The sequence below is a fragment of the Paenibacillus mendelii genome (assembly GCF_024498075.1).
GTDB lineage: Bacteria > Bacillota > Bacilli > Paenibacillales > Paenibacillaceae > Paenibacillus_Z > Paenibacillus_Z mendelii.
Genome location: NZ_JANHOF010000003.1, coordinates 778,530 through 800,871, shown reverse-complemented (window position 1 = coordinate 800,871; position 22,342 = coordinate 778,530). Strand labels below are relative to the sequence as shown.

General features: G+C 49.8%; 21 protein-coding genes and 1 tRNA gene. 3 read left to right on the top strand and 19 right to left on the bottom strand.

Translation table 11 applies throughout. The features are described 5' to 3' along the window. Window positions 1–162 precede the first annotated feature (162 nt). The 5 genes from NNL21_RS14285 to NNL21_RS14265 form a co-directional block, all read right to left on the bottom strand. Window positions 163–465: a helix-turn-helix domain-containing protein gene (locus tag NNL21_RS14285; RefSeq protein ID WP_204818892.1), complete on the bottom strand. Its 303-nt coding sequence runs from the start codon at window positions 463–465 to the stop codon at window positions 163–165. A 303-nt stretch (window positions 466–768) separates the two neighbouring features. Next, complete coding sequence (locus NNL21_RS14280; RefSeq protein WP_204822133.1) at window positions 769–1,200, bottom strand: hypothetical protein; 432 nt, start codon at window positions 1,198–1,200, stop codon at window positions 769–771. Next, window positions 1,184–1,657, bottom strand: coding sequence for a MerR family transcriptional regulator (locus NNL21_RS14275; protein WP_204822132.1), 474 nt, complete (start codon window positions 1,655–1,657; stop codon window positions 1,184–1,186). The genes NNL21_RS14280 and NNL21_RS14275 overlap by 17 nt, the downstream gene beginning before the upstream one ends. Window positions 1,658–1,971: 314 nt before the next feature. After that, window positions 1,972–2,565: a GNAT family N-acetyltransferase gene (locus NNL21_RS14270; RefSeq protein ID WP_204822131.1), complete on the bottom strand. Its 594-nt coding sequence runs from the start codon at window positions 2,563–2,565 to the stop codon at window positions 1,972–1,974. 6 nt (window positions 2,566–2,571) lie between these two features. Continuing rightward, window positions 2,572–3,180 (bottom strand): TetR/AcrR family transcriptional regulator, encoded by a 609-nt coding sequence (locus NNL21_RS14265; protein ID WP_204822130.1) that lies wholly within the window; start codon window positions 3,178–3,180, stop codon window positions 2,572–2,574. Window positions 3,181–4,044: 864 nt separating this feature from the next. On the opposite strand from NNL21_RS14265, the gene NNL21_RS14260 reads away from it, so the two are divergent. Beyond that, entirely contained in the window at window positions 4,045–4,713 is a 669-nt protein-coding gene (locus NNL21_RS14260; protein WP_204822129.1) for a transcriptional regulator, read from the top strand. A gap of 786 nt (window positions 4,714–5,499) precedes the next feature. Here NNL21_RS14260 and NNL21_RS14255 read toward each other — a convergent pair. Continuing rightward, a tRNA-Ala gene (locus tag NNL21_RS14255) sits at window positions 5,500–5,575 on the bottom strand. 49 nt (window positions 5,576–5,624) lie between these two features. Continuing rightward, the gene (gene nrdR / locus NNL21_RS14250) at window positions 5,625–6,104 is read right to left on the bottom strand and encodes a transcriptional regulator NrdR (protein WP_204822128.1); all 480 of its coding nucleotides are present in this window, start codon (window positions 6,102–6,104) and stop codon (window positions 5,625–5,627) included. Window positions 6,105–6,267: 163 nt separating this feature from the next. On the opposite strand from nrdR, the gene NNL21_RS14245 reads away from it, so the two are divergent. After that, entirely contained in the window at window positions 6,268–6,486 is a 219-nt protein-coding gene (locus NNL21_RS14245) for an alpha/beta-type small acid-soluble spore protein (RefSeq protein ID WP_204822127.1), read from the top strand. A 500-nt stretch (window positions 6,487–6,986) separates the two neighbouring features. Here NNL21_RS14245 and NNL21_RS14240 read toward each other — a convergent pair whose 3' ends face one another. From NNL21_RS14240 to NNL21_RS14190, 11 genes are all read right to left on the bottom strand, one after another. Next, window positions 6,987–7,553 carry a lytic transglycosylase domain-containing protein gene (locus tag NNL21_RS14240; protein WP_204822126.1) on the bottom strand — a complete coding sequence of 189 codons (567 nt, stop codon included), beginning with the start codon at window positions 7,551–7,553 and terminating at the stop codon, window positions 6,987–6,989. Beyond that, complete coding sequence (coaE, locus tag NNL21_RS14235; RefSeq protein WP_204822125.1) at window positions 7,550–8,149, bottom strand: dephospho-CoA kinase; 600 nt, start codon at window positions 8,147–8,149, stop codon at window positions 7,550–7,552. The genes NNL21_RS14240 and coaE overlap by 4 nt, the downstream gene beginning before the upstream one ends. A 19-nt stretch (window positions 8,150–8,168) precedes the next feature. Beyond that, a complete protein-coding gene (ytaF, locus tag NNL21_RS14230; RefSeq protein WP_204822124.1) occupies window positions 8,169–8,867 on the bottom strand; it encodes a sporulation membrane protein YtaF in 699 nt (232 codons plus the stop codon). A gap of 150 nt (window positions 8,868–9,017) precedes the next feature. Further along, window positions 9,018–9,875 carry a DNA-formamidopyrimidine glycosylase gene (gene mutM, locus NNL21_RS14225; RefSeq protein ID WP_204822123.1) on the bottom strand — a complete coding sequence of 286 codons (858 nt, stop codon included), beginning with the start codon at window positions 9,873–9,875 and terminating at the stop codon, window positions 9,018–9,020. Between the two features lie 80 nt (window positions 9,876–9,955). Then, window positions 9,956–12,607 carry a DNA polymerase I gene (gene polA / locus NNL21_RS14220; protein ID WP_204822122.1) on the bottom strand — a complete coding sequence of 884 codons (2,652 nt, stop codon included), beginning with the start codon at window positions 12,605–12,607 and terminating at the stop codon, window positions 9,956–9,958. A 204-nt stretch (window positions 12,608–12,811) separates the two neighbouring features. Beyond that, entirely contained in the window at window positions 12,812–14,017 is a 1,206-nt protein-coding gene (locus NNL21_RS36500) for an EAL domain-containing protein (protein WP_204822121.1), read from the bottom strand. After that, a complete protein-coding gene (locus tag NNL21_RS14210) occupies window positions 13,995–15,503 on the bottom strand; it encodes a GGDEF domain-containing protein (RefSeq protein WP_204822120.1) in 1,509 nt (502 codons plus the stop codon). Before NNL21_RS14210 ends, NNL21_RS36500 begins: the two co-directional genes overlap by 23 nt. A 163-nt stretch (window positions 15,504–15,666) precedes the next feature. Then, the gene (gene pstB, locus NNL21_RS14205; protein WP_204822119.1) at window positions 15,667–16,425 is read right to left on the bottom strand and encodes a phosphate ABC transporter ATP-binding protein PstB; all 759 of its coding nucleotides are present in this window, start codon (window positions 16,423–16,425) and stop codon (window positions 15,667–15,669) included. A gap of 18 nt (window positions 16,426–16,443) precedes the next feature. After that, on the bottom strand, window positions 16,444–17,331 hold the full coding sequence (gene pstA / locus NNL21_RS14200) for a phosphate ABC transporter permease PstA (protein WP_204822118.1): 888 nt from the start codon (window positions 17,329–17,331) through the stop codon (window positions 16,444–16,446). After that, window positions 17,328–18,260, bottom strand: a complete 933-nt coding sequence (pstC, locus tag NNL21_RS14195; RefSeq protein WP_204822117.1) for a phosphate ABC transporter permease subunit PstC — start codon at window positions 18,258–18,260, stop codon at window positions 17,328–17,330. The genes pstA and pstC overlap by 4 nt, the downstream gene beginning before the upstream one ends. A 76-nt stretch (window positions 18,261–18,336) precedes the next feature. Further along, entirely contained in the window at window positions 18,337–19,296 is a 960-nt protein-coding gene (locus NNL21_RS14190) for a phosphate ABC transporter substrate-binding protein (RefSeq protein ID WP_204822116.1), read from the bottom strand. Between the two features lie 182 nt (window positions 19,297–19,478). Between NNL21_RS14190 and NNL21_RS14185 the strand changes: the two genes are divergently transcribed. Next, the gene (locus NNL21_RS14185; RefSeq protein ID WP_204822115.1) at window positions 19,479–20,378 is read left to right on the top strand and encodes a LysR family transcriptional regulator; all 900 of its coding nucleotides are present in this window, start codon (window positions 19,479–19,481) and stop codon (window positions 20,376–20,378) included. Window positions 20,379–21,632: 1,254 nt separating this feature from the next. Here NNL21_RS14185 and phoU read toward each other — a convergent pair. Next, a complete protein-coding gene (gene phoU, locus NNL21_RS14180) occupies window positions 21,633–22,292 on the bottom strand; it encodes a phosphate signaling complex protein PhoU (protein WP_204819655.1) in 660 nt (219 codons plus the stop codon). Between the last annotated feature and the right edge of the window lie 50 nt (window positions 22,293–22,342).

Genomic DNA, 22,342 nt, shown 5'->3' with positions numbered 1-22,342 from the left:
GCTCATAGATCGCTCGGATCTTAAGTTTCAACTCTGCATCTGGATCGTTATCCTTGCGCTTTAAATAGGCGTAGTAACCGCTTCGGCTGATACCCAGATAGACACAAAGTTCCTTTACTGTTCTCTTAGGCTTCAGTTCATCAATGACGTTATGCTTGTTCTTCAACCCTCCCGATTCAAGATTTGTAACCACTTTTTTAGGACATCTACCTCTAGGTACAGACGACGTAGTTCACGTTCTTGCTTTGTTTCAGTCCGATGTGGATCGCCACGTCTATCCTCGAAAGCTGCTGCTCCCTTTTCCCGATATTTCCTCATCCATACTTTAACTCGATCTTTATCATGCACTTCTAGGTGATCTGTAATCTTGCTGTAGCTCCACCCCTCATCAACATGTAACCGAATAGCCTCCAACTTAAGTGACTCAGGATAATGCTTAAACTTCTGACCTTTCTTCGATGGCATAATAAAATGCACCCCCTAGAATTTCATCGGATTTACCCAGGGGTTTTTCCAATGTCTATTCTAAGGGGTGCACTTCAAGTCATTTAAGGAAGGTTATTCTATGGTTATTCGGTCAATTCTTCGATCCTGCCATTGATAGTTGCATCTATTGCCGCCCACTGGCGGACGAAAACTCTCTGCCCCCTTTTCCAGCCTCCTAAAAAAGAGAAACCCAACATATAAAAAATGTGGGTTTCTCGATAATCTCACCGTTACACCACATGAAGTGGTGACGGTTATTGAATACTTAACCTCTCTTCACAATTACACGGTATCGTGACCAACAGACTGTTTATTCTTCATTCTGGTGCCCAGGATAATCAAGGCTACATAGATTACGATGGCAACTGAATCTATAAACGTATCCGTCAGCGCCGAAACGTCAAGCATTGCTGTTACGCCAAGAATGACCATCAGCCGGACGCACAGGATCGCCGCAATCATCCACGCGGCAAACTGGATCTTCGATCTCTCCCTTTGGAAGGACATGCAAATGAATGCGATGCCGAAAACCAGATTTTCCGCTGTGATGATGTGCCAAACATATGTGAACACCGTCTGGGTATCCATGGATACCGCCCTAATGTCGAGAGCCGGCAGCACAGCGGACTGCCCGTTCCATGCATGAGTGTAGGCAAACAGCAGAGCAAGAACGCCTGCAATCAGATAATAAAAATTTCTAATCTTCAATTTCATCACAACCTTCCTTCACATGTTCCGGTTCATCTTTTTGGATGTCTTTGTAAATCTTGCGGACGATCTCTGCCAGCCGCTGGTCGTTTTCAGGATTAAAATTCCTCAGCGTTCCAGCTGCTGCGCTGAGCAGCTGGCTGATCTTTTCCAGATGGGCAATCTTCTTGAGCGTTTCTGCCTTCTTGGCATCGAGAAACACAGCCACCTCTTCGCAATAAGCAGGATCTATGCTCTCCATCCTGTGAAAACTAAACTTTCCCTTGATTTCGTCCAGTGAAAAGTCCGCATATTGCATGATTTGAATATTCATCAGATCGATGAGGTCCTCCCTTGAATACCTTCGGTATCGATTCTCTCTCCTGGGCGGTGATACGACTCCAATCCGATCATAGTACCGAAGCGTATCCTTCGGTATTCCAAGCATCTGCGAAACCTCTTGTATAGTATAATTTTTTTCCATACATCCAAGATAACATTTGAGTAGACTCCAATGTCAAGTCGTTTTTTCGCTTTGTAGGCAGGTCTCCCCGGTGGAGCCCAGGGGATATGACTCATATAAGCTCGGAAGACTGTTCATTCACTCCGGCCGCGCGGACTAAACTGCGAGGTTCGCCTCCTAATGGGTTCCACCAAACAATAAAAAACCACTTCGTAATGAAGTGGTTTTTTATTGTTTGGTGGGCCTCGAACCCCTGACCTCATCGCTGCCAGCGATGCGCTCTCCCACTGTTGTCGATTACACTACCCCTGAAATTCTTCAAAACTATTCTATTTTCATTTCACATATTTCAAAGATATAAGATGATATATTCCGTTTTTTTCGGCTAGCTTTTTCGGAAGAGCTTTCCTCTTGTACTCCTTAAAGCCCAACTTTTCATATAAATTCATAGCAGGTATATTCGTGTCTGCAACCTCTTCGATCAAGTATTCTTTATAAGACTTGCTTTCAAGAATATGGGTAATCAATTGCGAAGCCGCTCCTTGACCCCTGAATTCAGGTGCTGTTCCGACAAACTCTATTGAACATTTATCGCCGGTTGGATTTTCAAAAAGCACTTGAAATTCCCTCTTGAGAAATAATCCTGCAAGAATTCCCTTGTATAAGCCCAAATGTTTGACCATCTGTTTCGTATTAAGTCTCACCGAAAGATCCGTGCCGTCCGTGCATGCAGCCATAGCCGCAACTTTGTCGCCAGACATGGCTAAATAGAATTGATTCTCAACAAACATATGAGCAAAGGCTTTGGCAATAGTATGTCTGTCTTTGGAAAAAAAGCCAAGCCACTGCGTGAATCCATCTGCAAATATTTCAGACATCTGCAATCTTACATTCAAATCAGTTTGATCTGCTCTTATTATGGTATACATCCTTAATCAAACTCCCTTCCCATATAAGAAAGCTGTAAATATCGTTGAAGAGGGCATAACGAAGTCGTTTTTCAACTTAACTTTCATCTCAGCCAATCCTTGAATTACAGCAAAGAAAAACAAAGCCATCTCATAAGAATCTCCCAAAACGAATTCGCCAAGATTCTGTCCTCGCTTGATAAGTTTGCTAGTAGCATTAATCACATTTTTATTTACAACAGCAACTTCATTTGAATCTTCATTTGTTTCACTTATTGAAATAAACGACTGCGACATCAGAACCATCAAATTGGCAAGATCATCGCTTGATACCATGTCATGATAAACTTCATTGACAAATTCACTCATAAGCGCAGTAGGTGATTCGTCTGATTCGAATCGCTCAATAATTCTAATAAGACCTGTTAGTGCAAATTCCACCAATTCATTAAACAAATCATCTTTTGTTTTATAGTGCCTATACAAAAGCCCAATGCTGATTCCGGCTTTATCTGCAATTTCTTGAACATTCGTTGTGCCGAATCCCTTCTGAGCGAACAGCTTCATGGCTGCGGATTGTATTTTTCCCCTTGTTGCGTTACGCATTTCTGCAAACTGTTCTTTCGTTCGCGGCATGAATACACTACCTTTTTGAGTGAATTTTTACTCATTATAAAATAAAGAGATTAAAAATACAATACCTAACCCTGGATTCGCTCCCGAGTACTTAATGGCTCAAACAGCCCATCTGTTCGCGTGACAAAGGCTTGATCCGAATATGAAATCCGATAACCGGCTTTGCTCATCGGTTTGATAATCGGAGCGGTTGCTTGGGTTCTACAGCTATATCTTCCGTTTAAAGCGTCAGATTCAGCCAAGTTGGCGCCGCTTACGGACCGACGTTCTCCAATCGGGCCAAGAAAGAGGCAATAACGGATCAACAGTCCGTTGAAGGTACAAAAGGCAGGTTCCGGCGCATTTAACTGATCTGGCTTGCGGACTCCCCGATTCCGAAATCGAATCACTCAAGCTGATTCATTAATTTCCACTTCAATGTTCAATGAACTGAACGCCTTACAGCACAGCGTTGAACCAAGACATCATATAATCGCCCTGCCCCTTTGAAGGCGATTATTGTTTTATCGAGAAACACGATGCTTGGATGTAGTCCTCAACTGCTCGAAATTCCCGAATTTTCTCCCAATAATTCGGAGCGTGACCAAACGTATGACCACGATGCAATTCTCGGCTAATCAATGCCCTTCAATAAATCAAAAAGCACATCTTTGGAGGCTGTAAGCTCGGTCACATTTACGAAAACATGTACACATTTATGCCCGAGGACTAGCGAGACTGTTACAGTTGGGGACTCCATTCTTGATCTGAAATAGATCCAAATGCTATACTTAGGACAACGGACATGAAGCACATGCCGCTTTGATACTTGAATGTATCAAAGCGGCATTTTCTTTTTTTGATCGTGTATACGGGGGGAGTAGCATGTTTAAGAAAGAATATGAGATGTGGATGCAGAAACAAATTGAACAAGAGAAGAACCATAGAAGACGGGAGTTATTGCAAAAAGGAATCAGCCATGGAACCGTGGAATTGTTACGTTCGATCTGGTATCCAGCTGTCGGTAACTTTGATCATTTGCATCCGGAATGGGAGGTGCGCGATATGAGTAACGGATACCGGTATCTCGACTTGGCTTTTTTGCCGGGAGGTGTTAAAGGTGATATTGAAGTTCAAGATTACCGATCGCATGCCCGAGATTTGGATACGCGTCGTTTCAAGGATTTGTGTCGCAGACAAAGTTTGTTGTCACTCGATGATTGGATCTTCTTGCCGATTGCGTATTTGTCGATACGGGAAGAACCGGAGTTTTGCAAGCAATTAGTCTTATCGTTCATCGGGAAGTTTCTATCATTAGATGTAGATGCCCGGTTGAACGGTATGGAGGCGGAAACGGTGAGATATGCGCGACGACTTATGAAGCCATTTACACCAATGGAGCTTGCGAGGCATCTGCGGGTAACGGATCGTTACGCTCGAATGGTGCTGCGTGGTTTGGTTGAGGGCCAACATTTGGTAGTGGTGGGAGGAAATTTGAGATTTCGGACGTACCAGTTGAATGTTGCCAGTAACTTGAGGAGTTTCGGCGGATAAGGATAGAGCATACGGAACTGAGAGGCGTTATTCGGTGGAAAATAGGTGTTTCTGAAAGTTTGCGGAACTCAGCGACTTTATTGCCCGGAATTTACGAAGAATTGCCATTGAAATGGGCGAATAGCGTTGCTGAGTTCCGTTAGCATTGAGATATTATCAAAATCATTGAAATAAGATCGCTGAGTTCCTTTACGATCACCATTGGTGCCAAGGGGGGTTCATCTCGTATGACTCGCTCACCAGGAGTGAACTCCCGAATCCTGATCTCACTCGCTCACGAATCGAATCGATGCTAACGACCTCTGCGGTAGATTCAGACGCCGTGCTCGTCCGCATTCGTTCCGGCCGCGCGGACTGAACCCCGGGGTATCGAAATTCTGGTTAAACATTCAAAGAAGTTTTCAACGATGCAAAGCGCAGCGGTAAATTTCGATGCCGTGCCCCTACGCTATCGCTTCGTGCGGCGCGGTCTACCCCCTGGCTCTCCACTAAAACAATAAAAAAACCACTTCAAATGAAGTGGTTTGAATTTAATGTTTGGTGGAGCCTGGGATTTAGCTCGCATAAGCTCGCTAATCCATCAAGGGATGTCCGAATCTGACGATGCTAACTCGGGTGAGGACTTTTAACGGTAGATTCAGACGCCGTGCTCGTCCGTTTTAATGAGTATGCTGCGAAGCTTCACTTTCACTATTGCGGGCGTACCCATCGGGGGTTCATCTCCCCCTAGGCTAACCACCAAATAAAAAAACGCAACCCTTATCAGGTTGCGTTGAATGTTTAATTTGGTGGAGCCTAGGGGGATCGAACCCCTGACCTCATCGCTGCCAGCGATGCGCTCTCCCAGCTGAGCTAAGGCCCCAAGATTTTGTGGCGACAAGATAGATAATATCATGGGACTGTCGGCGCTGTCAATCTTTTTTGGGGCTGGCGAGCGAATCTTTTGACAATAATGAATTGAGCTCTTTCATGAACATGTCGATATCCCGAAATTGGCGGTAAACCGACGCGAAACGAACATAAGCCACCTCATCCACTGGATACAGCTGCTGCATGACAATTTCGCCAATTTCGCGGCTTTCCACCTCGGCTAAAGCAGTCGTACGCAATTCTTTCTCCACTTCGGACACAATAACCTCGAGCTGTTCAACGGGCACAGGCCGTTTCTCGCACGCCCGAATAAGACCGCGAAGTATCTTGTCCCGGCTGAACTCTTCCCGGCTTCCATCCTTCTTAATCACAATCAAGGGCGTTTCTTCGATCATTTCAAAGGTTGTGAACCGGCGGCTGCACTTTTCGCATTCACGACGACGGCGGATGGACTTATTCTCGTTTGCGGGCCGTGAATCAAGCACCTTTGTTCCGGAATAATCACAGTACGGACATTTCATGCTTGTAAGAACCTCCATCTGATCGAAGTAACCAATTTGAATCCCATTCGACGCCATTTCGTGGAGTCGAACAAAAAACGGTAACATTTTCTAACCTTTTCCTGTTATGAAACTCACGCTTTCGCACATAATACATTTACAAACCGCGAGGAGGTGAACGACAATGGCACAAAATCGCAGCAGCAACCAATTGGTTGTACCGCAAGCCAATGCAGCGCTTGACCAAATGAAATACGAGGTAGCGCAAGAGCTTGGTATTGCTATCCCGCAAGACGGATATTACGGGAACATGGCTACGCGTGATGCTGGATCCCTTGGGGGTTACATCACACGTAAACTGGTACAAATCGCAGAGCAGTCCCTAGCCGGACAACAACGCTAAATGAGGCTTAATAACGGAAGCTTCGATCAGTCGCCTTCAAAGGCGGTTGACCGGGGCTTCTTCTCCTGTTCTCTCCCGGATAATCGGGATATGCACACATATACTTCTTATTATAGCATAAAACCTGTCCACAAAAACACCGACGAGACGCTAATCCCCTGCTAATACTGACTTTTTACTTCAGTCATTAACATCCATCGTGTTTCCAATTCCCCTTTTTCCAGACAATTCAACAAAAATATAGTCGGATTTGCTTGGCTGCATGGTTGTTACCGTTTTCTTGTCCTATGTTAATCATGGGTTACTTTATGACTCTCCAGCTTTTCATTCTCATCAAATTGCAGGATAAACACAGGCTGGCATCCTCCCCAAGGCTGCCCGCCTCAAACAGCTCGGCGCTTCATACGGTTGCACGGAAGAAACGGAGCAGCCATAATAAATAATCGCCAGCAACCTGTGCTGACGATTCTGAGAATGAACTATGTACAGCTTAGAAGCAGCTAGAACTCCGGATACAAATTCTTGTACTTGTTATAATAATAATTGACTCGTTGCACATAGTGACGTGTTTCCCCGTATGGAATGCGGCTTACAGTATCCATCTGCCCGTCCCAAGTGCCCTCAGATATCCATCTTTTGACTGCACCCGGCCCAGCATTGTAGGCGGCGATTACGGCTACATGATTCCCTTTGAATTGCTTCTGCAGCCATTGCAAATACCATGCGCCCATCTCAATTCCAACATCGGCCCGATGCGCCAGATTATCTCTTGTCACACCGTTAAAACCACTTTTTTCGACGATCCAGTCCGCCGTATCGGGCATGATCTGCATAATTCCGATCGCACCCTTCTTCGATACCTTACTCGGCTTATAATTCGTCTCTGTACGGATAACCGCGGCAAGCAATTGCGGCTCCAGCTTGTAATTGTCCGCACTGATTCGGATATCTTCCTTATAATGGATGGGATACATCCAGCGGCTCATCCACTCCGACTTAAAGAACAGAACGGCTAATAAAGCGAGGACCAATACGAGAAAGACTCTCTTGCGCCGCAATTTTCTCATGAAAACTCGTGTTCCCGCCAAAATTGCCCAACCTGTCTTGTCGTATCCTCAAGTGAGCCGCTGTTGTCGATAACGTAATTGGCCAATCGCTTCTTTTCATTGATGTCCATCTGAAGCTTTATGCGCATTAACGATTCCTCTTCCGTTAGTCCTTCTCGTTCCATTAACCGCTGCAGCTGCTTCTCAGGCGGAACATATACGACCATTACCGCATCGTAAAGCCCGGCTTGATTGGTTTCATATAAAAGCGGTATATCGGCAATGACGAGAAGATTCGGGTCTTCCTTCAGGTAAGCATCCATTCTCTCCTGCATCCGGGCTCGGATGGCCGGATGAAGAATCGCTTCCAAATCCTTCAAGTTCTGCTTGTCCGGCGTGAAGACAAGGCTTCCCAGCTTGCTTCTGTTCAACGTCCCGTCTTCATTCAATACGGCTTGTCCAAACCGCGCAACTACCTGCTCGAGCGCCGGCTCGCCGGGAAGCACAACTTCCCTGGCGACCTGATCGGCGTCGACGAGCTTCGCACCCAGCTTGACGAGCATGGCAGACACCGTGCTCTTGCCGCTGGCGATACCGCCCGTTAATCCGAGTTTCATACGTTCACCTCTGCTTGCTCTAAAGCAATTTCATTATTCCCATCATAACCAACATCACACCCGGCAAAATCGAAAGTGCCTGCATCGCGCTCCATCCGGAGAAGCGGAACCCTAGTTTCATTCCGCCGAGCAGGAATAATCCGCTGGCCGTCGAAATGATCAGGGCGGTCAGCAGCGGCGGGAATCCGATCATCGCAGCTCCTAGCCCGGCTCCGAAGCTGTCAAGCGACAGTGCGAATCCGAGCAATACGGCCTCTGATGCCGAAATAATACCTGAACGGTCGACATCGGCAATTTGCGGTGTCCGCAAAATTTGAATAACGAGGCCGAGCCGCTTCAGCTCTAGAATAACAATCGTGGTCGCCGTCAGTCGATCATTGCCTTGGCTGCCAAGGCGAATACGGTCGTCTATGGCTTCTTCGACAGCATTTGCGACCCTCTCCTTACGCCTGCGCCAATGCTGCCATAACGCCCAGCCGCCAATAAGGATCAGCAAGCACGCCCCGATCCACCCGGCTATATCCGGTGACATGTAACCGGTGAGCAGGCTGCCGACCTGCATAGATAACCAGACGACAAATCCCGAGCATAGCGATATGATGACAACCGATACGACAGGTATCCGTATGCGGCGCAAGCCATAGGTCACGCCAACCCCAAATCCGTCCATGCTGACGGCAAAAGCGAGCAGCAGCAAGGATGCAACATGTGCTAGCAACCGATGTCCCTCCCATGAAGGTCAAACGCGTCGTTCCCGCCATCACCGCCACTCTACAGGAGCATAGTGGGGGTTTAAAGCCGAGAACGGCGTACATTCGCCCATGAATGGTTCATCATATGCGTACACACCTGCTATTCGTGCATCTATTTAGGATTGAAGCTTCAGCGTTCTTATTTTCCGCAGCGGTTGACATTTCGTGCAGATGTGCGTACCTCGTCCGCCAACCACGGTTTTCTCGATAAACTGCCCGCATTTGCTGCACGGTTCATTCTTACGTCCATAGATGAGCAGTTCATGCTGGAACATTCCCATCTCGCCTTGCCCATTCACATACGATTTGATCGAAGAACCGCCGGCTTCAACTGCACGGGTTAAAGTGGTTCGAACCGCTTCGTACAGTCGCTTCCAGTCACTGCGCTTCAACGTATCCGCCGTGCGCTCCGGATGAATGCCAGCGGTGAATAAGGCTTCATCCACATAAATATTACCGAGACCCACGATATACTCCTGATTAAGCAGAAGCGGTTTGATCTTCGTCGTACGGTTCGATAATACCTTCATGAACGTCTTTAAGGTGAAGGATTCCTCAAGCGGCTCGATACCCAGTTTGTTCAATGGAGGCAGCAGAAGCTCCTCACCGGACTTGAACAAATGCATCGTACCGAATTGACGAACATCTTTATATCGCAGCTCCGTTCCATCCCTAAAGTGGAAGATCACATGCGTATGAAGCTCGACAGGCTCATCCTTCTCGTAGACGCCATAGCGCCCTTCCATCCGAAGATGGGATACCAGCACAAGCCCGTCAAACAAAATTCTTAAGAATTTACCGCGTCTCTCGACCGATTGCAAGGTTCGCCCCGCCAGCATGTCAGCGAATTCACTGGGCTCCTTGGGCCGCTGCAGAATGCGCGGCAGCGTTACGGTCACGCTCTCGATGGTCTTGCCTGCTACCAATTGGTTCAGCGTCCGCCGAACGGTTTCTACCTCCGGCAATTCCGGCATGTTTGTCTACCTCCCCACACGACCGATCCACGAAGACGGCCGCGGCACTTCCCATTATAACCGATTATCCGGCATGCTGCTTATTTGGTCTCATACCAATTAACACCGTAATTGACATCTACCTTCAACGGCACATCAAGGGTGAGTGCGCCCTCCATGATTTGCGGAACAAGCGTCTTCATCTTATCCAGCTCATCCGGCGGCACCTCGAAGACCAATTCATCGTGTACCTGGAGCAGCATCCGGCTGCGCAGATTGCGCTTGCGAAGCTCTTCATCCATCCTCACCATAGCCAGCTTAATAATATCGGCGGCGGTTCCTTGAATCGGCGTATTCATCGCGGTACGTTCGGCGAAGGAGCGAAGATTGAAATTGGATGCTTTAATCTCCGGCAAATAACGGCGGCGCTCCAACAGCGTCGTAACATACCCATCCTGACGGGCCTGCATGACGATATTGTCCATATAGGCGCGTACCCCTTTGAACGCTTCAAAATATTGTTCAATGAACCGGGAGGCATCTTTACGCGTAATGTTCAAATTGTTCGACAGGCCGAAATCACTGATTCCGTATACGATCCCGAAATTAACCGCTTTGGCCTGACGCCGCATGTTCGAATCGACTTCGTCCGCACTAACACCGAATACGTCCATCGCCGTCTTCGTATGAATGTCCATATCGTGAATGAATGCTTCCTTCAGGTTCTCGTCACCCGAAATATGGGCAAGCACGCGCAGCTCGATCTGCGAATAGTCGGCGCCAAGGATGAGCCAATCCGGCTCAGACGGCACGAAGGCCTTGCGGATCCGGCGTCCTTCCTCCAAGCGGATCGGAATATTCTGCAGATTCGGGAATTGGCTCGATAGACGGCCAGTCGCGGCAATCGTCTGGCGATAATACGTGTGCACCTTCCCGGTATCGCGGCGTATCTCCTTCAAGAGACCTTCTACGTAGGTCGATTGGAGCTTGGACAGCTGACGATAATGAAGAATGAGCCTCACGATCTCATGATACGGTTCGAGCTTCTCCAGCACTTCGGCGTCTGTCGAATATCCCGTCTTCGTCTTCTTGATCACCGGCAGACTTAACCGCTCGAACAGCACCTCGCCAAGCTGCTTCGGCGAGTTAATATTAAATTCCATGCCTGCAAGCCGGTAAATGTCGGTCATATAGCCCACGAGTTTGTGCTCCAGCTCGCGGCCAAGCTCCTCAAGCGTCTCCGCATTGACACTGATGCCCAGCTTCTCCATCCCAGCCAGCACGAACGATAGCGGCTGCTCCAGTTCATAGTAGAGCTTGTCCATGCCGCTATTGGCCAGATCGCTCTCCTGAAGCGGCACAAGCTGCCGCACGGCTCCGGCCTTTGCAGCCAGGTGCCGGGCGACTGCTTCCGCATCCGGAACCTTGAACTTCGCTCCCCGGCCATATACAGCTTCATCGGAGGATACCGCAGGTATGCCGTAGCGGGCGGCTAAGGAATTCAGCGTTTGATTCGCTTCCGTCGGATCGAGCAAATAAGCTGCCAGCAGGACATCGAAGGCTGTCCCGCAGAACGCAAGACCATGCCACGATAGCGCAAGCTCGGCCTTATGCAAATCATAGCCGCGCTTAGGTGCTTTATCGTCCGCCAACCATTCGCGAACCGGTTTGCCCGCCTCGCTAGTTAACACATCGTAGTTCACAACATACACGTGCTCACCCGATGTAACAGCAAGCCCCAGCAGCTGCGAATGATGCGGATTTTCTCCATAGGCTTCTATATAGACGCTCTCAGCTTGGGCAAGCGCAACCTTCAACTGAGAACGGTCAGTATCCGCATCGACCATAATAATCTCATACGAAGCCGCAGCCGCCCCTTCTGCTTCTGCCGCTTCTGGAAGATCCAGCCGTTCAATCAACGATTTGAACTCCAGCTTGCGGAAGGATTGAGCGAGAGACGATTTGTCATAGCCGCTGTATGACAGCTCGTCCGTTTGGTTCTCAAGCGGCACCTCGCGATAGATCGTGGCCAGCTTCTTGCTCATGATGGCGTCTTCCTTATGTGCCTCAACCTTCTCCTTCATCTTCCCCTTCAAATCTTCCGTATGGGCTAATACCCCTTCTACGGTCTCATACTCATGAAGAAGCTTGAGCGCGGTCTTCTCGCCGACACCTGGAATGCCCGGGATGTTGTCCGACGCGTCTCCCATAAGCCCTTTCAGGTCAATGATTTGAAGCGGTTTTAGACCATAACGCTCTTGAATCTCGGCGGGATTGTACCGGTCAACCTCACTTACCCCTTTGCGGGTGAGCGCAATGGTTACCTGATCAGAAGCAAGCTGGAGCATATCCTTATCTCCGGAGACGACAATCGTCTCAACGCCTTGCTCATCCGCCATTCTTGTCAGCGTGCCGATAATATCGTCCGCTTCGTAGCCGGCCAGCTCGAACTGTGCAATACTGAAGGATTGCAGCAGCTCCTTGAGTACCGGAAATTGCTCTGAAAGCTCCGGCGGCGTCTTCTGCCTCCCGCCCTTGTACTCGGTGTAGCCTTCGTGCCGGAACGTAACCTTGCCTGCGTCGAAAGCAACCAGCACATGCGTGGGCTTCTCTTCCTCCAGCAGCTTCAACAGCATCGTTGTAAATCCGAAAACCGCGTTCGTATGCAGACCTGCAGAGTTCGTCAGCGGCGGCATCGCAAAAAACGCGCGATAGATAATACTATTTCCGTCAATCAACATCCATTTGTCCATACGGGTGCACCTCACCTCGTTATTTGCTACTAACTATCATAATCCAGCCGGGCACCGAAGTAAAAGGAATCCATTACCCATCGGCTTCTTTTTCGTATATTTTCTACCTCTGATTTCGTGCACGAGTCAAAAAAAGAGCATAGCCGTCTAATGACGACTTGCTCCCAAAGCAGCTTCATACGACCCACGGATCATAGTAAAAAATCATGCCCGTCCGATGTTTATCTGCGGCCTTCCCAGCAAATAACCTTGAGCGTAATCGATGCCCATTGCTCGCATCTGACTAAGCTCCTCCTCTTCCTCGATCCCTTCAGCAACGATCGATATGCCCATCTTTGCGGCAAGCTCGGTAAAATGCTGCACAATATGCTCCTTCATTGAATCATGATGGATACCGCGGATGAGCGATCTGTCGATTTTAATAAAATCCGGCTGCAGCTCCACAATCGATTGAAGCGATGAGTAGCCGGCCCCAGCATCGTCTATGGCGATTTGGTACCCTTGATTACGATAGTGATCGAGTATCTTCTTGGCCACACCGAAATCCTCGATGGAGCTTCGCTCCGTAAGCTCGAATACGACATTGTGCGGCGATAAGCCGAACTGCTCCAGCAGGCCGCGCGTTTGACCGGGTGTGAACGAGGGATCTTCAATTATCTGTGATGTGATATTGATGAACAGCTTCTGGCCTCGGGCTAAGCCTGCGCTTTCTTCGATAGCCCGCTCCCTAGCGAGACGATCGAGCGGATATAGCATGCCTTCCTCGGCAGCAAAAGCAAATAGCGGCTGCGGCCCCGTAAACCAACGGTTGTCCGGGCATCGAGACAATGCTTCATAGCCGTATACGGTTCCATTCTGTAGCGAAATGATCGGTTGATAGACCGGGTAGATCTGCCTTCCATGAATGAGCTGATTGAACATCCTCAGCCGCATGCTCCGTTCGGGAGCTGAAGGCGACTGACCGTGGATAATTGCGCGTTTCATGCCCTCGTACCACAAATCATCGTAACAGCCGGGTAACAACCGTTCGACGAAGGAGATGCCGGTGTGAAGGTTCAGCTCCGCAATGCGCCCGCCAAGAGCAGCCTGCATAAATCGGCACTCCCAATCTTCCTTAAAGCGGTTGCCGAGTTCCAGCAGAAGCTCCTCCAGAAAGTCCGGCCCCTCGTGCGGAAGCTGCACACATATGTATAGATCATCCCGCATCCATACACTGCTCATCTTACCCGAAACAATCTCCTGCTGCTCGCTAATCGCCTCTTCCGCGAAACGTCTCCACCGGTTATGGATGGCGGCTTTCACGTCTTCCCGCTCCTTCCCTTTGCCATGCCAAGCGACATATATAATGCCTGTCGGTCCGTCTTGATCGGAACACATGCTTTCTTGCCTAGCGATGCTCGGTCGTCTCACGTTGCAATCGTTCCTCTCCATCATGCTTTTCCAACATATCGCCGCTCACGCACGCGCTCCCCTTTATGGCCTTAGCTTGCTTCTTCAAGCGTGCTGCGGCCTGTGAAATAGCGTCAGGCGTAACGGGTCGTTCTCCGTCCCATCGAAGAAGCGAAAGCGAAACGCCGATGCCGCTCTGCTCGATTCGACTTCCGCTTCGGTCAGTCACGTTCGACACATCCGTATCTCCATAGAACGCTTGAACGCCTGCATCGAACCGATCGATGAGCGAAGCGCATAGAGAGCGCGGATCTTCGGCAGTCGTAAGTACGATAAAGTCGTCGCCTCCAATATGGCCGATAAAGTCGCCCTTCCTTCCCATCCTGCGAATGCCTTCATGCAGCAAATCAGCCATGTAACGAATGAGCTCGTCGCCCAGACTGAAGCCGAAGCAATCGTTAAACCATTTGAAATAATCCACATCCGCATAAATAATGGAAACAGGCTGCCTCCTGTCAATATACCGCTCCATCTCCCGCTGGATCGCTCCATTGCCTGGAAGTCCTGTCAAAGGGTTCGCCGTCCGTGCTTCCTCTGTGCGAAGATTCGTGATGCATTCGAGAATAGAACGGATGGAAGCCGCACCAAGCAGTTTATCGTCTCTGGTAATAAGTACAATATCGTACAACCGGGAAATTTCACGGGACATCGCCAGCTGCGATACTTGTTCCACAGGAATTGCGGCATCTACGATAAGCGGGTCCTGATCCATAATTTTATGGATGGGCCGGCTCCAGTACAGAGGCAATCCGAACTGTCCCGCAAGCAGCTGATGCATGCTCTCTTTCATGACAAGCCCTACAGGAATCCCGTTCTTTATGACGGCAGCCCCCTGTAGAAGATGGTTGGTTTCGAATAGCTTGGCAGCATCGGAGACAAGCTCCCGTGTATCGAAGACCGGAATCTCCTTCGCCAGATCTCCGATCGGATAGGTCTGGGACCAGATGCTCGGCTGCTCAGCCGGTGGAGACCATAACGGTTCCCTCACCGGTTCCTCCGTCCGCCGAGCACCGGCAATCAAAGCTACCGCCTCTTTAACCGCTTGATAGATCCTCGCTTCTGCCGCATAACCCACTCCTAGCGGGGCTGTCTTCGCAAGACCAACTGCATACTGCAGCCGGTTCGCCTGTCCGGTACTGCCAGAGTGCGCAAATATAGCATCCACACCGCATAGGCCTCTATCAAGCGCAGCAGCTGCCTCTTCCAGCCGGAGCACCTTCTCATTCGCAGACCTGTCGCCCTGTAAGAAATAATAATAATCATGGTCCATCTGATACCGCCAAATAAGATCATGTTGTTCAGAAGCCCAGGCTTGAAGCTGCTCAGCTGCAGCAGCATGTCCAGCCAGTATCTGCACAACAATGACGCCAATCCCTCCATGATGCCCTCGCTCCGTTAAGTAACGCAGCATGGTGCGGTCCAACAATCCAAATCCGATTTCGTCCAAGTGGAATCCCTCTTCGCAGGATTATCTTTCAATAATAGCTCCATTGTACCCTTGCATTGTGAGAAGAACATTGTCCAAGTGTTAAGCGAAAGTAAAACTTTACCTGTAAACAAAAAAAAGACCCGCAATGCAGGCCGTTTCGTTGTTCTATAGGGTCCATGCTTCAGCCGAATCGGCCCGAAATGTAATCGTCCGTCGATTTTTCCACCGGATTGGTGAAGATTTGGTCGGTTTCGCCCGTCTCGATCAATTTCCCCATGTAGAAGAATGCCGTCCGATCCGATACGCGTGCTGCCTGGTGCATGTTGTGGGTCACGATGATGATGCAGTATTCCTTCTTCAGCTCTGAGATAAGCTCCTCAATCTTCGCCGTCGATACAGGGTCAAGCGCGGAGGCCGGTTCATCCATTAAGATAATCTTTGGCTTCACGGCGATTGAACGGGCGATACAGAGGCGCTGCTGTTGGCCTCCCGATAGAGCCAGCGCTGATTTATGCAGCCGGTCCTTCGTTTCCTCCCAAAGCGCCGCTCTGCGCAAGCAATCCTCTACGATCCCGTCCAACTCGCGCTTGCTGCGAATGCCGTGATAGCGTGGGCCGAATGCAATGTTCTCATAAATCGATTTGTGGAACGGATTCGGCCGCTGCCACACCATCCCGATCTGCTGGCGCAGCAGCACGACATCGACGCCTGAGTCGTTGATATTATGGCCATCGATCCATATCTCACCGGTTGTCTTGACGCCGCCGATCGTATCGTTCATCCGGTTTAAGCTGCGCAGAAACGTCGACTTACCACAGCCGGACGGACCGATTAACGCTGTAACCTGGCGGGGTGAGAACTCGAGTGATACACTTTTGACCGCTTCCTTCTCCCCATAGAAGACGCTCAAGTTTTTGACGGATAAGCCTGTATTCTGCATATGAACCATCCTCCTAGGTTATTTGGTCGCGGTAAATTTACGATACAGAACTCTGCCGAACCAGCGTGCCGTGAAATTGAACAGCAATACCATAATGACCAGCACAGCTGAAGCGCCAGCTGCAATCTCTGCTGCATCGGGTGCAAGGCCTTCGCTGTTGACCTTCCATATATGGACAGCCAGCGTCTCTGCTGGACGGAAGGGATTGAGCGGCGAGAAGGGACTCAGTGGATTCCAGTCCGTGAAGTCCAGTCTTGGCGAGCTCATACCAGCCGTGAAGAGCAGCGCGGCAGCTTCGCCGAACACGCGCCCAGAGGCCAGAATCGTGCCTGTTACGATAGCCGGCATCGAGATCGGCATCATGACGGAAGTAATCGTCTTCCATCTAGACAAACCGAGAGCAAGAGAAGCTTCCTTCTGTTCTCTCGGTACGCCAGCGAGCGCCTGTTCTGTGATTCTTACCATGAGCGGCAGATTGAACACCGTAAGCGCCAGCGCGCCAGAGAATAAGGAGAAGCCGAAGCCGAACAGATTGACAATGACGAGCAAGCCGAACAAACCAACAACAATGGACGGGAACGAGGAGAGAACCTCGACAACAAGGCGGATGGAATCCGTCAGGCGGCCCGGCTTTGCATACTGGCTCATATAAATTCCGGCACCCAACCCGAGCGGGATTGTAATGATAAGCGTAAGGACCAGCAGAAAGAGCGAGTTAAACAGCTGCGGTCCGATCCCCCCGCCAGCCTTGATCGTTTCCGGAGCTGACGTTAGAAAGTCCAAGCTGATATGCCCGAGTCCACGAAAGATGATATAACCCAGCAATCCGGCAAGCAGCAGGACGATGAACGCGGCGACGAGAACAATAACAGCTGTTGCAACACGGTTTGCGGTTTTTGCGCTCATCGTTTATTTCTCCTTTCCAGAAAGCGGACGATAAAGACGAAGATGAAGGTCATCGCGAGCAGGATCAGTGCAAGCGACCATAGGGCGTTATTGTGTGCAGAACCTGTGATCGTGTTGCCCATGCTGAGCGTAATGACGCTCGTAAGCGTGGAAGTCGATTCGAACAACGACCTTGGGATATGCGGCGCATTGCCGATTACCATCTGTACCGCAAGCGCTTCGCCGAACGCCCGGGACATTCCGAGAACGACGCCTGTCAGCAGGGCCGGCAGTGTCGTTGGCAGCACAATACGGTAGATCGTCTGCCAGCGAGTTGCTCCAAGCGCGAAGGAGCCTTCCTTCAAGCCGCTCGGGAGTGCCGCCAGCGCATCCGTGGCAATCGTCGTAATCGTCGGCAGAATCATGACCGACAGAACCAGCGCACCGGCCGCTAGACCGATCCCTTGACCTGGAAAAATATTGCGAAGCATCGGAACGATTACGCTCAGCCCGACAAAGCCGTATACAACGGACGGAATACCCGCCAGAAGCTCGATGACAGGTTGCATGTAACGTCTTCCCGCTCCCGGCATGATCTGCGTCATGAAGATCGCGGCGCAGCAGCCAAGCGGCGCGGCGATCAGCGCGGCGAGCAAAGATGTGCTGAAGGAACCGAAGATGAACGGCAATGCGCCGAACAGGGCAGGTTCTCCTTCTGGAGCCCATTTCAGTCCCGTCAGCAAATCTCCGATGCTGACGCCATTCTTTATAAACGTGCTTAAGCCGCGTGAAGCGACGAAATAGACGATCGCAATTATGGTTACAATAAGAAAGAGGATACAGAGTGCCGTATATACACGTCCAACCCACTCTTCGCGGATGTGCTGTTTGCTAGGTTTTCTAATGAGATTCGGCTTATTGCCATCTTGTTTTACAGCCCATTGATCCATATGACCCCTCCTTCTCAAAGCCAAGGAGAGGCGAATCAGAGTTCACCTCTCAGGCTAATACATGCGTATGAATGGATTATTTTTTCGTTACATTGCCTTCTACATCGCGTGTGACTTGCATCTTGTTAACTGGAATGTAACCAAGCTCTACAACATCCGCGTTCTGAACGCTATCGGACACCATGTAGTCAAGGAATGCTTTCATTGCGGCATCCGGCTCACCTTTGGTGTACATGTGCTGGTAAGCCCATACTGGATAGCTGCCGTCGATAACCGTTTCTTCTTTGGCTTCAACGCCGTCATATTTCATTGTTTTGACGGAATCATCAAGGTAAGAGAACGCTAGGTAACCAATCGCACCCGGTGTTTCGGTGACAAGCTTCTTAACCGTACCGGACGAATCCTCTTGAATCGCGCCTTGCAGATCTTCCGTTTTCGTGCCAAGTGCATATTTCTCGAACGTTTTACGCGTACCGGAGCTAGCTGGACGGTTGACGATCGTAATCTTCTCGTCCGGTCCGCCGACTTCTTTCCAGTTCGTCACTTTACCTGTGAAAATCTGTACGAGCTGATCCTTCGTCAAGCTGTCTACGGTAATATCTTTATTCACCACGGTTGCCATCGCTACGACCGCTACTTGATGGTCAACGAGCTCTTTCGCTTTTGGCGCATCATCATCCGTGAATTTCTCTTCTGCAAAAATATCCGAGTTGCCGATTTGTGCTTGGCCGTCCGAAACCTGCGTCAACCCTGTGCCGCTTCCGCCGCCTTGCACGAGAATGTTCACTTTCGCGTTCTCTTCCATGAACTTCTTCGACACTTGATCAACCAATGGTTGAAGTGCGGTAGAGCCGACTGCCAGAATGGAACCGGATAGCTCTTTGCCGCCGGAGTTGCCTCCGCCGCCTTGGCTGTTATTTGTTTGAGCCCCTTCGTTCGTCCCTGTGTTGTTTGTGCCATTCTCTTTACTAGAACCACAAGCTGCCAACCCGATTGTCAACATCAACGCAACTGCTACCAACAACATCTTTTTCATGCTTCTGGTTTCTCCTCCCGTTTTGAACGGTAATTTGTTTACATCCCTATTGTAGGACTCCGTTATTAATCTGATATTTTCTAAGTGTTAACGGAATAATAAAAATACATAGATTTCTTGTATGGTTAGCAGTAAAATTATAAATAAATTCTATATCGAATGAACAGGAGACGGACTCTATTATGAATTTGTTAAAAATACGGCTGATCGTGCTGATAGAACGCTTCAAGAAGGTCACGGCGGTAGCCGACGAGCTGGGCGTCAAGCAGCCTACGATCAGCTTTCATATGCGCAAGATGGAGGAAGAATGGGGAACGACGTTGTTTGAGTTGAAGACCGGCAAGGTCCTGCTGACCGAAGCCGGCAGACTCCTCCATCACTATGCCGAGCAGATCGACCGACTGTACACAGAGGCGGAATTGCGTATGCTGGAGCTGCAGAAGAACGGGCTGCGCAAATTCGTCATGGGCTGTACCGAAACAGCGAATACCGCCTTTCTCCGAGGAGCCTGGTTTGCTTCTGCGTCAGAAGTTGCGGATATTCAGCTGTCGCTGGTTACGGGTGATAATGATAGGCTGCATGATCTGCTCCCCGAAGGCTGTGTTGACCTGATCGTGACCGGCAAACCAACGAGTCTGCCTGCTTGCAACAATCTCCTGCTCACCGAGGACCCTCTGATGCTGCTGCTCCCGGCTAAGCACCCTCTCGCAGGCTCTATGAATTTCACCTCAATCTCCGCTTACCGTCTGGCCCAGCTGCCCTTCATTCTACTTGAGGATTCGTCGCTCAGAGAGGCTCTTAACGCTTGGGAAGCTGCCGAGCGGATCACGTTGTCCGTTAGATGGACTACGGACCGGATCGAGCAAGTTCTTGGGGCTGTGGAAGCGGGTACCTATTTATCCGTCATCCCCTCCTGCTGCATCAATGGCGAATTGTTGAATGGCATCGCCGCCATCCCGCTCCCCGGCCCTCCAGCCCTCTATCGCATGTACGCCGCATGGCCTCATACGAGCTGGGACCCTCAACTCGCCGCCCGAATGGTCAGCATGATTCAGGAGCAAGCGGGGAAATCTACACGATAACCGGATCATTTGCAGGTTATGAAGCTGAAGCAAGTCACCTTCGTTGTGTCCATGACATGCTCCGCCTGAAAATTGGAGCTGCTTGTTTGGATGCTATCTGGGGGACAGCATGGATGAATATGGGGTGTCTTTGGCGCTATCCTGGATGTGCTTGGTACCTGAGACGTGTTTTTCGGATGCTACCTGGGACCGCTTGGATTATATCTGGAACGCGCTTGGATGCTATCCGGGATGTGCTTAATGCTATCTGGGATCGCTTGGATGCGACCCGGGACGTCCTTGGATGCTACCTGAGACGTACTCGGGCTCATCAGCTGTAATCGAGTCTTGCTGAGCTCGAGCGTCAACAATCTGAATACTGCGCCGGATTCACTGTTTACAAAGTAAACTAATCTTGGTTTACACTGACCTCACCATGCAGCTTTGGCTGTAACGCCTAAAACCGGAGACCCTTTTTTACCGTTACAGCGCGCAGATTAGATCAGATACTCGATCTATGCTGCTGTAACGCCTAAAAGCGGCCTTTCAGCTGACTTTTCCACGTGCGGGCAGTCTGTAAGACCCTTTTTTACCGTTACAGCGCGCAGATTAGATCAGATACTCGATCTATGCTGCTGTAACGCCTAAAAGCGGCCTTTCAGCTGACTTTTCCACGTGCGGGCAGTCTGTAAGACCCTTTTTTACCGTTACAGCGCGCAGATTAGATCAGATACTCGATCTATGCTGCTGTAACGCCTAAAAGCGGCCTTTCAGCTGACTTTTCCACGTGCGGGCAGTCTGTAAGACCCTTTTTTACCGTTACAGCGCGCGGATTGGATCAGATACTCGATCTGATACTGCCGTAACGCCTAAAAGCGGCCTTTCAGCTAGCTTTTCCACGTGAGAGCAGTCTGTAAGACCCTTTTTTACCGTTACAGCACTCGGATTGGATCAGATACTCGATCTGATGCTGCCGTAACGCCTAAAACCGGCCTTCCAGCTAGTTTTTCCACGCCAAAGCAATCTGTAAGACCCTTTTTTACCGTTACAGCACTCGGATTAGATCAGATACTCGATCTGATGCTGCCGTAACGCCTAAAAGCGGCCTTTCCGCATTGTAAATCCTCCATTGGTTATCTGTTGAAATAATTGTCGGTTGATCGTACTCACTCGAGCGTTCTAGGCACACTTGCTACATGGTCTAGCCTCTGCCATCAAACTGGACTGCAGTTCAGAAACGCCTATCCATAAAGCCGCACTGCCCCGTATGATGGACTAACTGTTCAAATCCGGCCGTGTGCCGGTCACGAGGTAGACGACGCTTTCCCCGATATTGGTCGCATGATCGGCGAACCGCTCAATATAGCGGCCAACGAAGCTCAGCTGATTCGCCTGTGAAATCGTGGTTGGATTCTCCATCATGACCGCGAACAGCTCGCGGATGATCTGGCTGTACAAGGCATCGACGAGGTCATCGTCCTTTGCCATCTTGTAGGCGAGATCGACGTTCTCCTGCATGAACGATTGAATGGATTCGTGCGTCATCGTTTGCACGATTTCACCCATCCTCGGCAGATCGATCAATGGCTTGATAAGCGTCTGTCCATCCAGGCGGAGCACGACCTTAGCAACATCTACGGCAAGATCGCCCATACGTTCGAGGTCACTCGCGATTCTGAAAGCAACCAAAATCCGGCGAAGATCCTTGGCAACCGGCTGCTGCGTCGCAATAAGCCGCGAGCCGATGTCGGTAATTTTCTCTTCGATTCGGTTCAGCTCACGGTCCTCAGTGATAATCCGCTTCGCATCGGCAACATTCAACTGCTGAAGTGCGCTCATGGCATCGCTTATCGCCTTTTCAACGCGGTTGCCCATTTCTACGATCAGGTTCTTCAACTCGCCCAGCCCTTGATCGAACTCCTTACGCATCGTCATCATTGGTCACTTTCCCCCTATACCTGTACTGTACGATCTGCTTTCTTATT

What these genes read in the sequence shown, in the direction of transcription:
- NNL21_RS14285 (WP_204818892.1), bottom strand. Translation starts at nt 465, where the DNA reads ATGCCATCGAAGAAAGGTCAGAAGTTTAAGCATTATCCTGAGTCACTT.
- NNL21_RS14280 (WP_204822133.1), bottom strand. Translation starts at nt 1,200, where the DNA reads ATGAAATTGAAGATTAGAAATTTTTATTATCTGATTGCAGGCGTTCTT.
- NNL21_RS14275 (WP_204822132.1), bottom strand. Translation starts at nt 1,657, where the DNA reads ATGGAAAAAAATTATACTATACAAGAGGTTTCGCAGATGCTTGGAATA.
- NNL21_RS14270 (WP_204822131.1), bottom strand. Translation starts at nt 2,565, where the DNA reads ATGTATACCATAATAAGAGCAGATCAAACTGATTTGAATGTAAGATTG.
- NNL21_RS14265 (WP_204822130.1), bottom strand. Translation starts at nt 3,180, where the DNA reads ATGCCGCGAACGAAAGAACAGTTTGCAGAAATGCGTAACGCAACAAGG.
- NNL21_RS14260 (WP_204822129.1), top strand. Translation starts at nt 4,045, where the DNA reads ATGTTTAAGAAAGAATATGAGATGTGGATGCAGAAACAAATTGAACAA.
- nrdR (WP_204822128.1), bottom strand. Translation starts at nt 6,104, where the DNA reads ATGAAATGTCCGTACTGTGATTATTCCGGAACAAAGGTGCTTGATTCA.
- NNL21_RS14245 (WP_204822127.1), top strand. Translation starts at nt 6,268, where the DNA reads ATGGCACAAAATCGCAGCAGCAACCAATTGGTTGTACCGCAAGCCAAT.
- NNL21_RS14240 (WP_204822126.1), bottom strand. Translation starts at nt 7,553, where the DNA reads ATGAGAAAATTGCGGCGCAAGAGAGTCTTTCTCGTATTGGTCCTCGCT.
- coaE (WP_204822125.1), bottom strand. Translation starts at nt 8,149, where the DNA reads ATGAAACTCGGATTAACGGGCGGTATCGCCAGCGGCAAGAGCACGGTG.
- mutM (WP_204822123.1), bottom strand. Translation starts at nt 9,875, where the DNA reads ATGCCGGAATTGCCGGAGGTAGAAACCGTTCGGCGGACGCTGAACCAA.
- polA (WP_204822122.1), bottom strand. Translation starts at nt 12,607, where the DNA reads ATGGACAAATGGATGTTGATTGACGGAAATAGTATTATCTATCGCGCG.
- pstB (WP_204822119.1), bottom strand. Translation starts at nt 16,425, where the DNA reads ATGCAGAATACAGGCTTATCCGTCAAAAACTTGAGCGTCTTCTATGGG.
- pstA (WP_204822118.1), bottom strand. Translation starts at nt 17,331, where the DNA reads ATGAGCGCAAAAACCGCAAACCGTGTTGCAACAGCTGTTATTGTTCTC.
- pstC (WP_204822117.1), bottom strand. Translation starts at nt 18,260, where the DNA reads ATGGATCAATGGGCTGTAAAACAAGATGGCAATAAGCCGAATCTCATT.
- NNL21_RS14190 (WP_204822116.1), bottom strand. Translation starts at nt 19,296, where the DNA reads ATGAAAAAGATGTTGTTGGTAGCAGTTGCGTTGATGTTGACAATCGGG.
- NNL21_RS14185 (WP_204822115.1), top strand. Translation starts at nt 19,479, where the DNA reads ATGAATTTGTTAAAAATACGGCTGATCGTGCTGATAGAACGCTTCAAG.
- phoU (WP_204819655.1), bottom strand. Translation starts at nt 22,292, where the DNA reads ATGACGATGCGTAAGGAGTTCGATCAAGGGCTGGGCGAGTTGAAGAAC.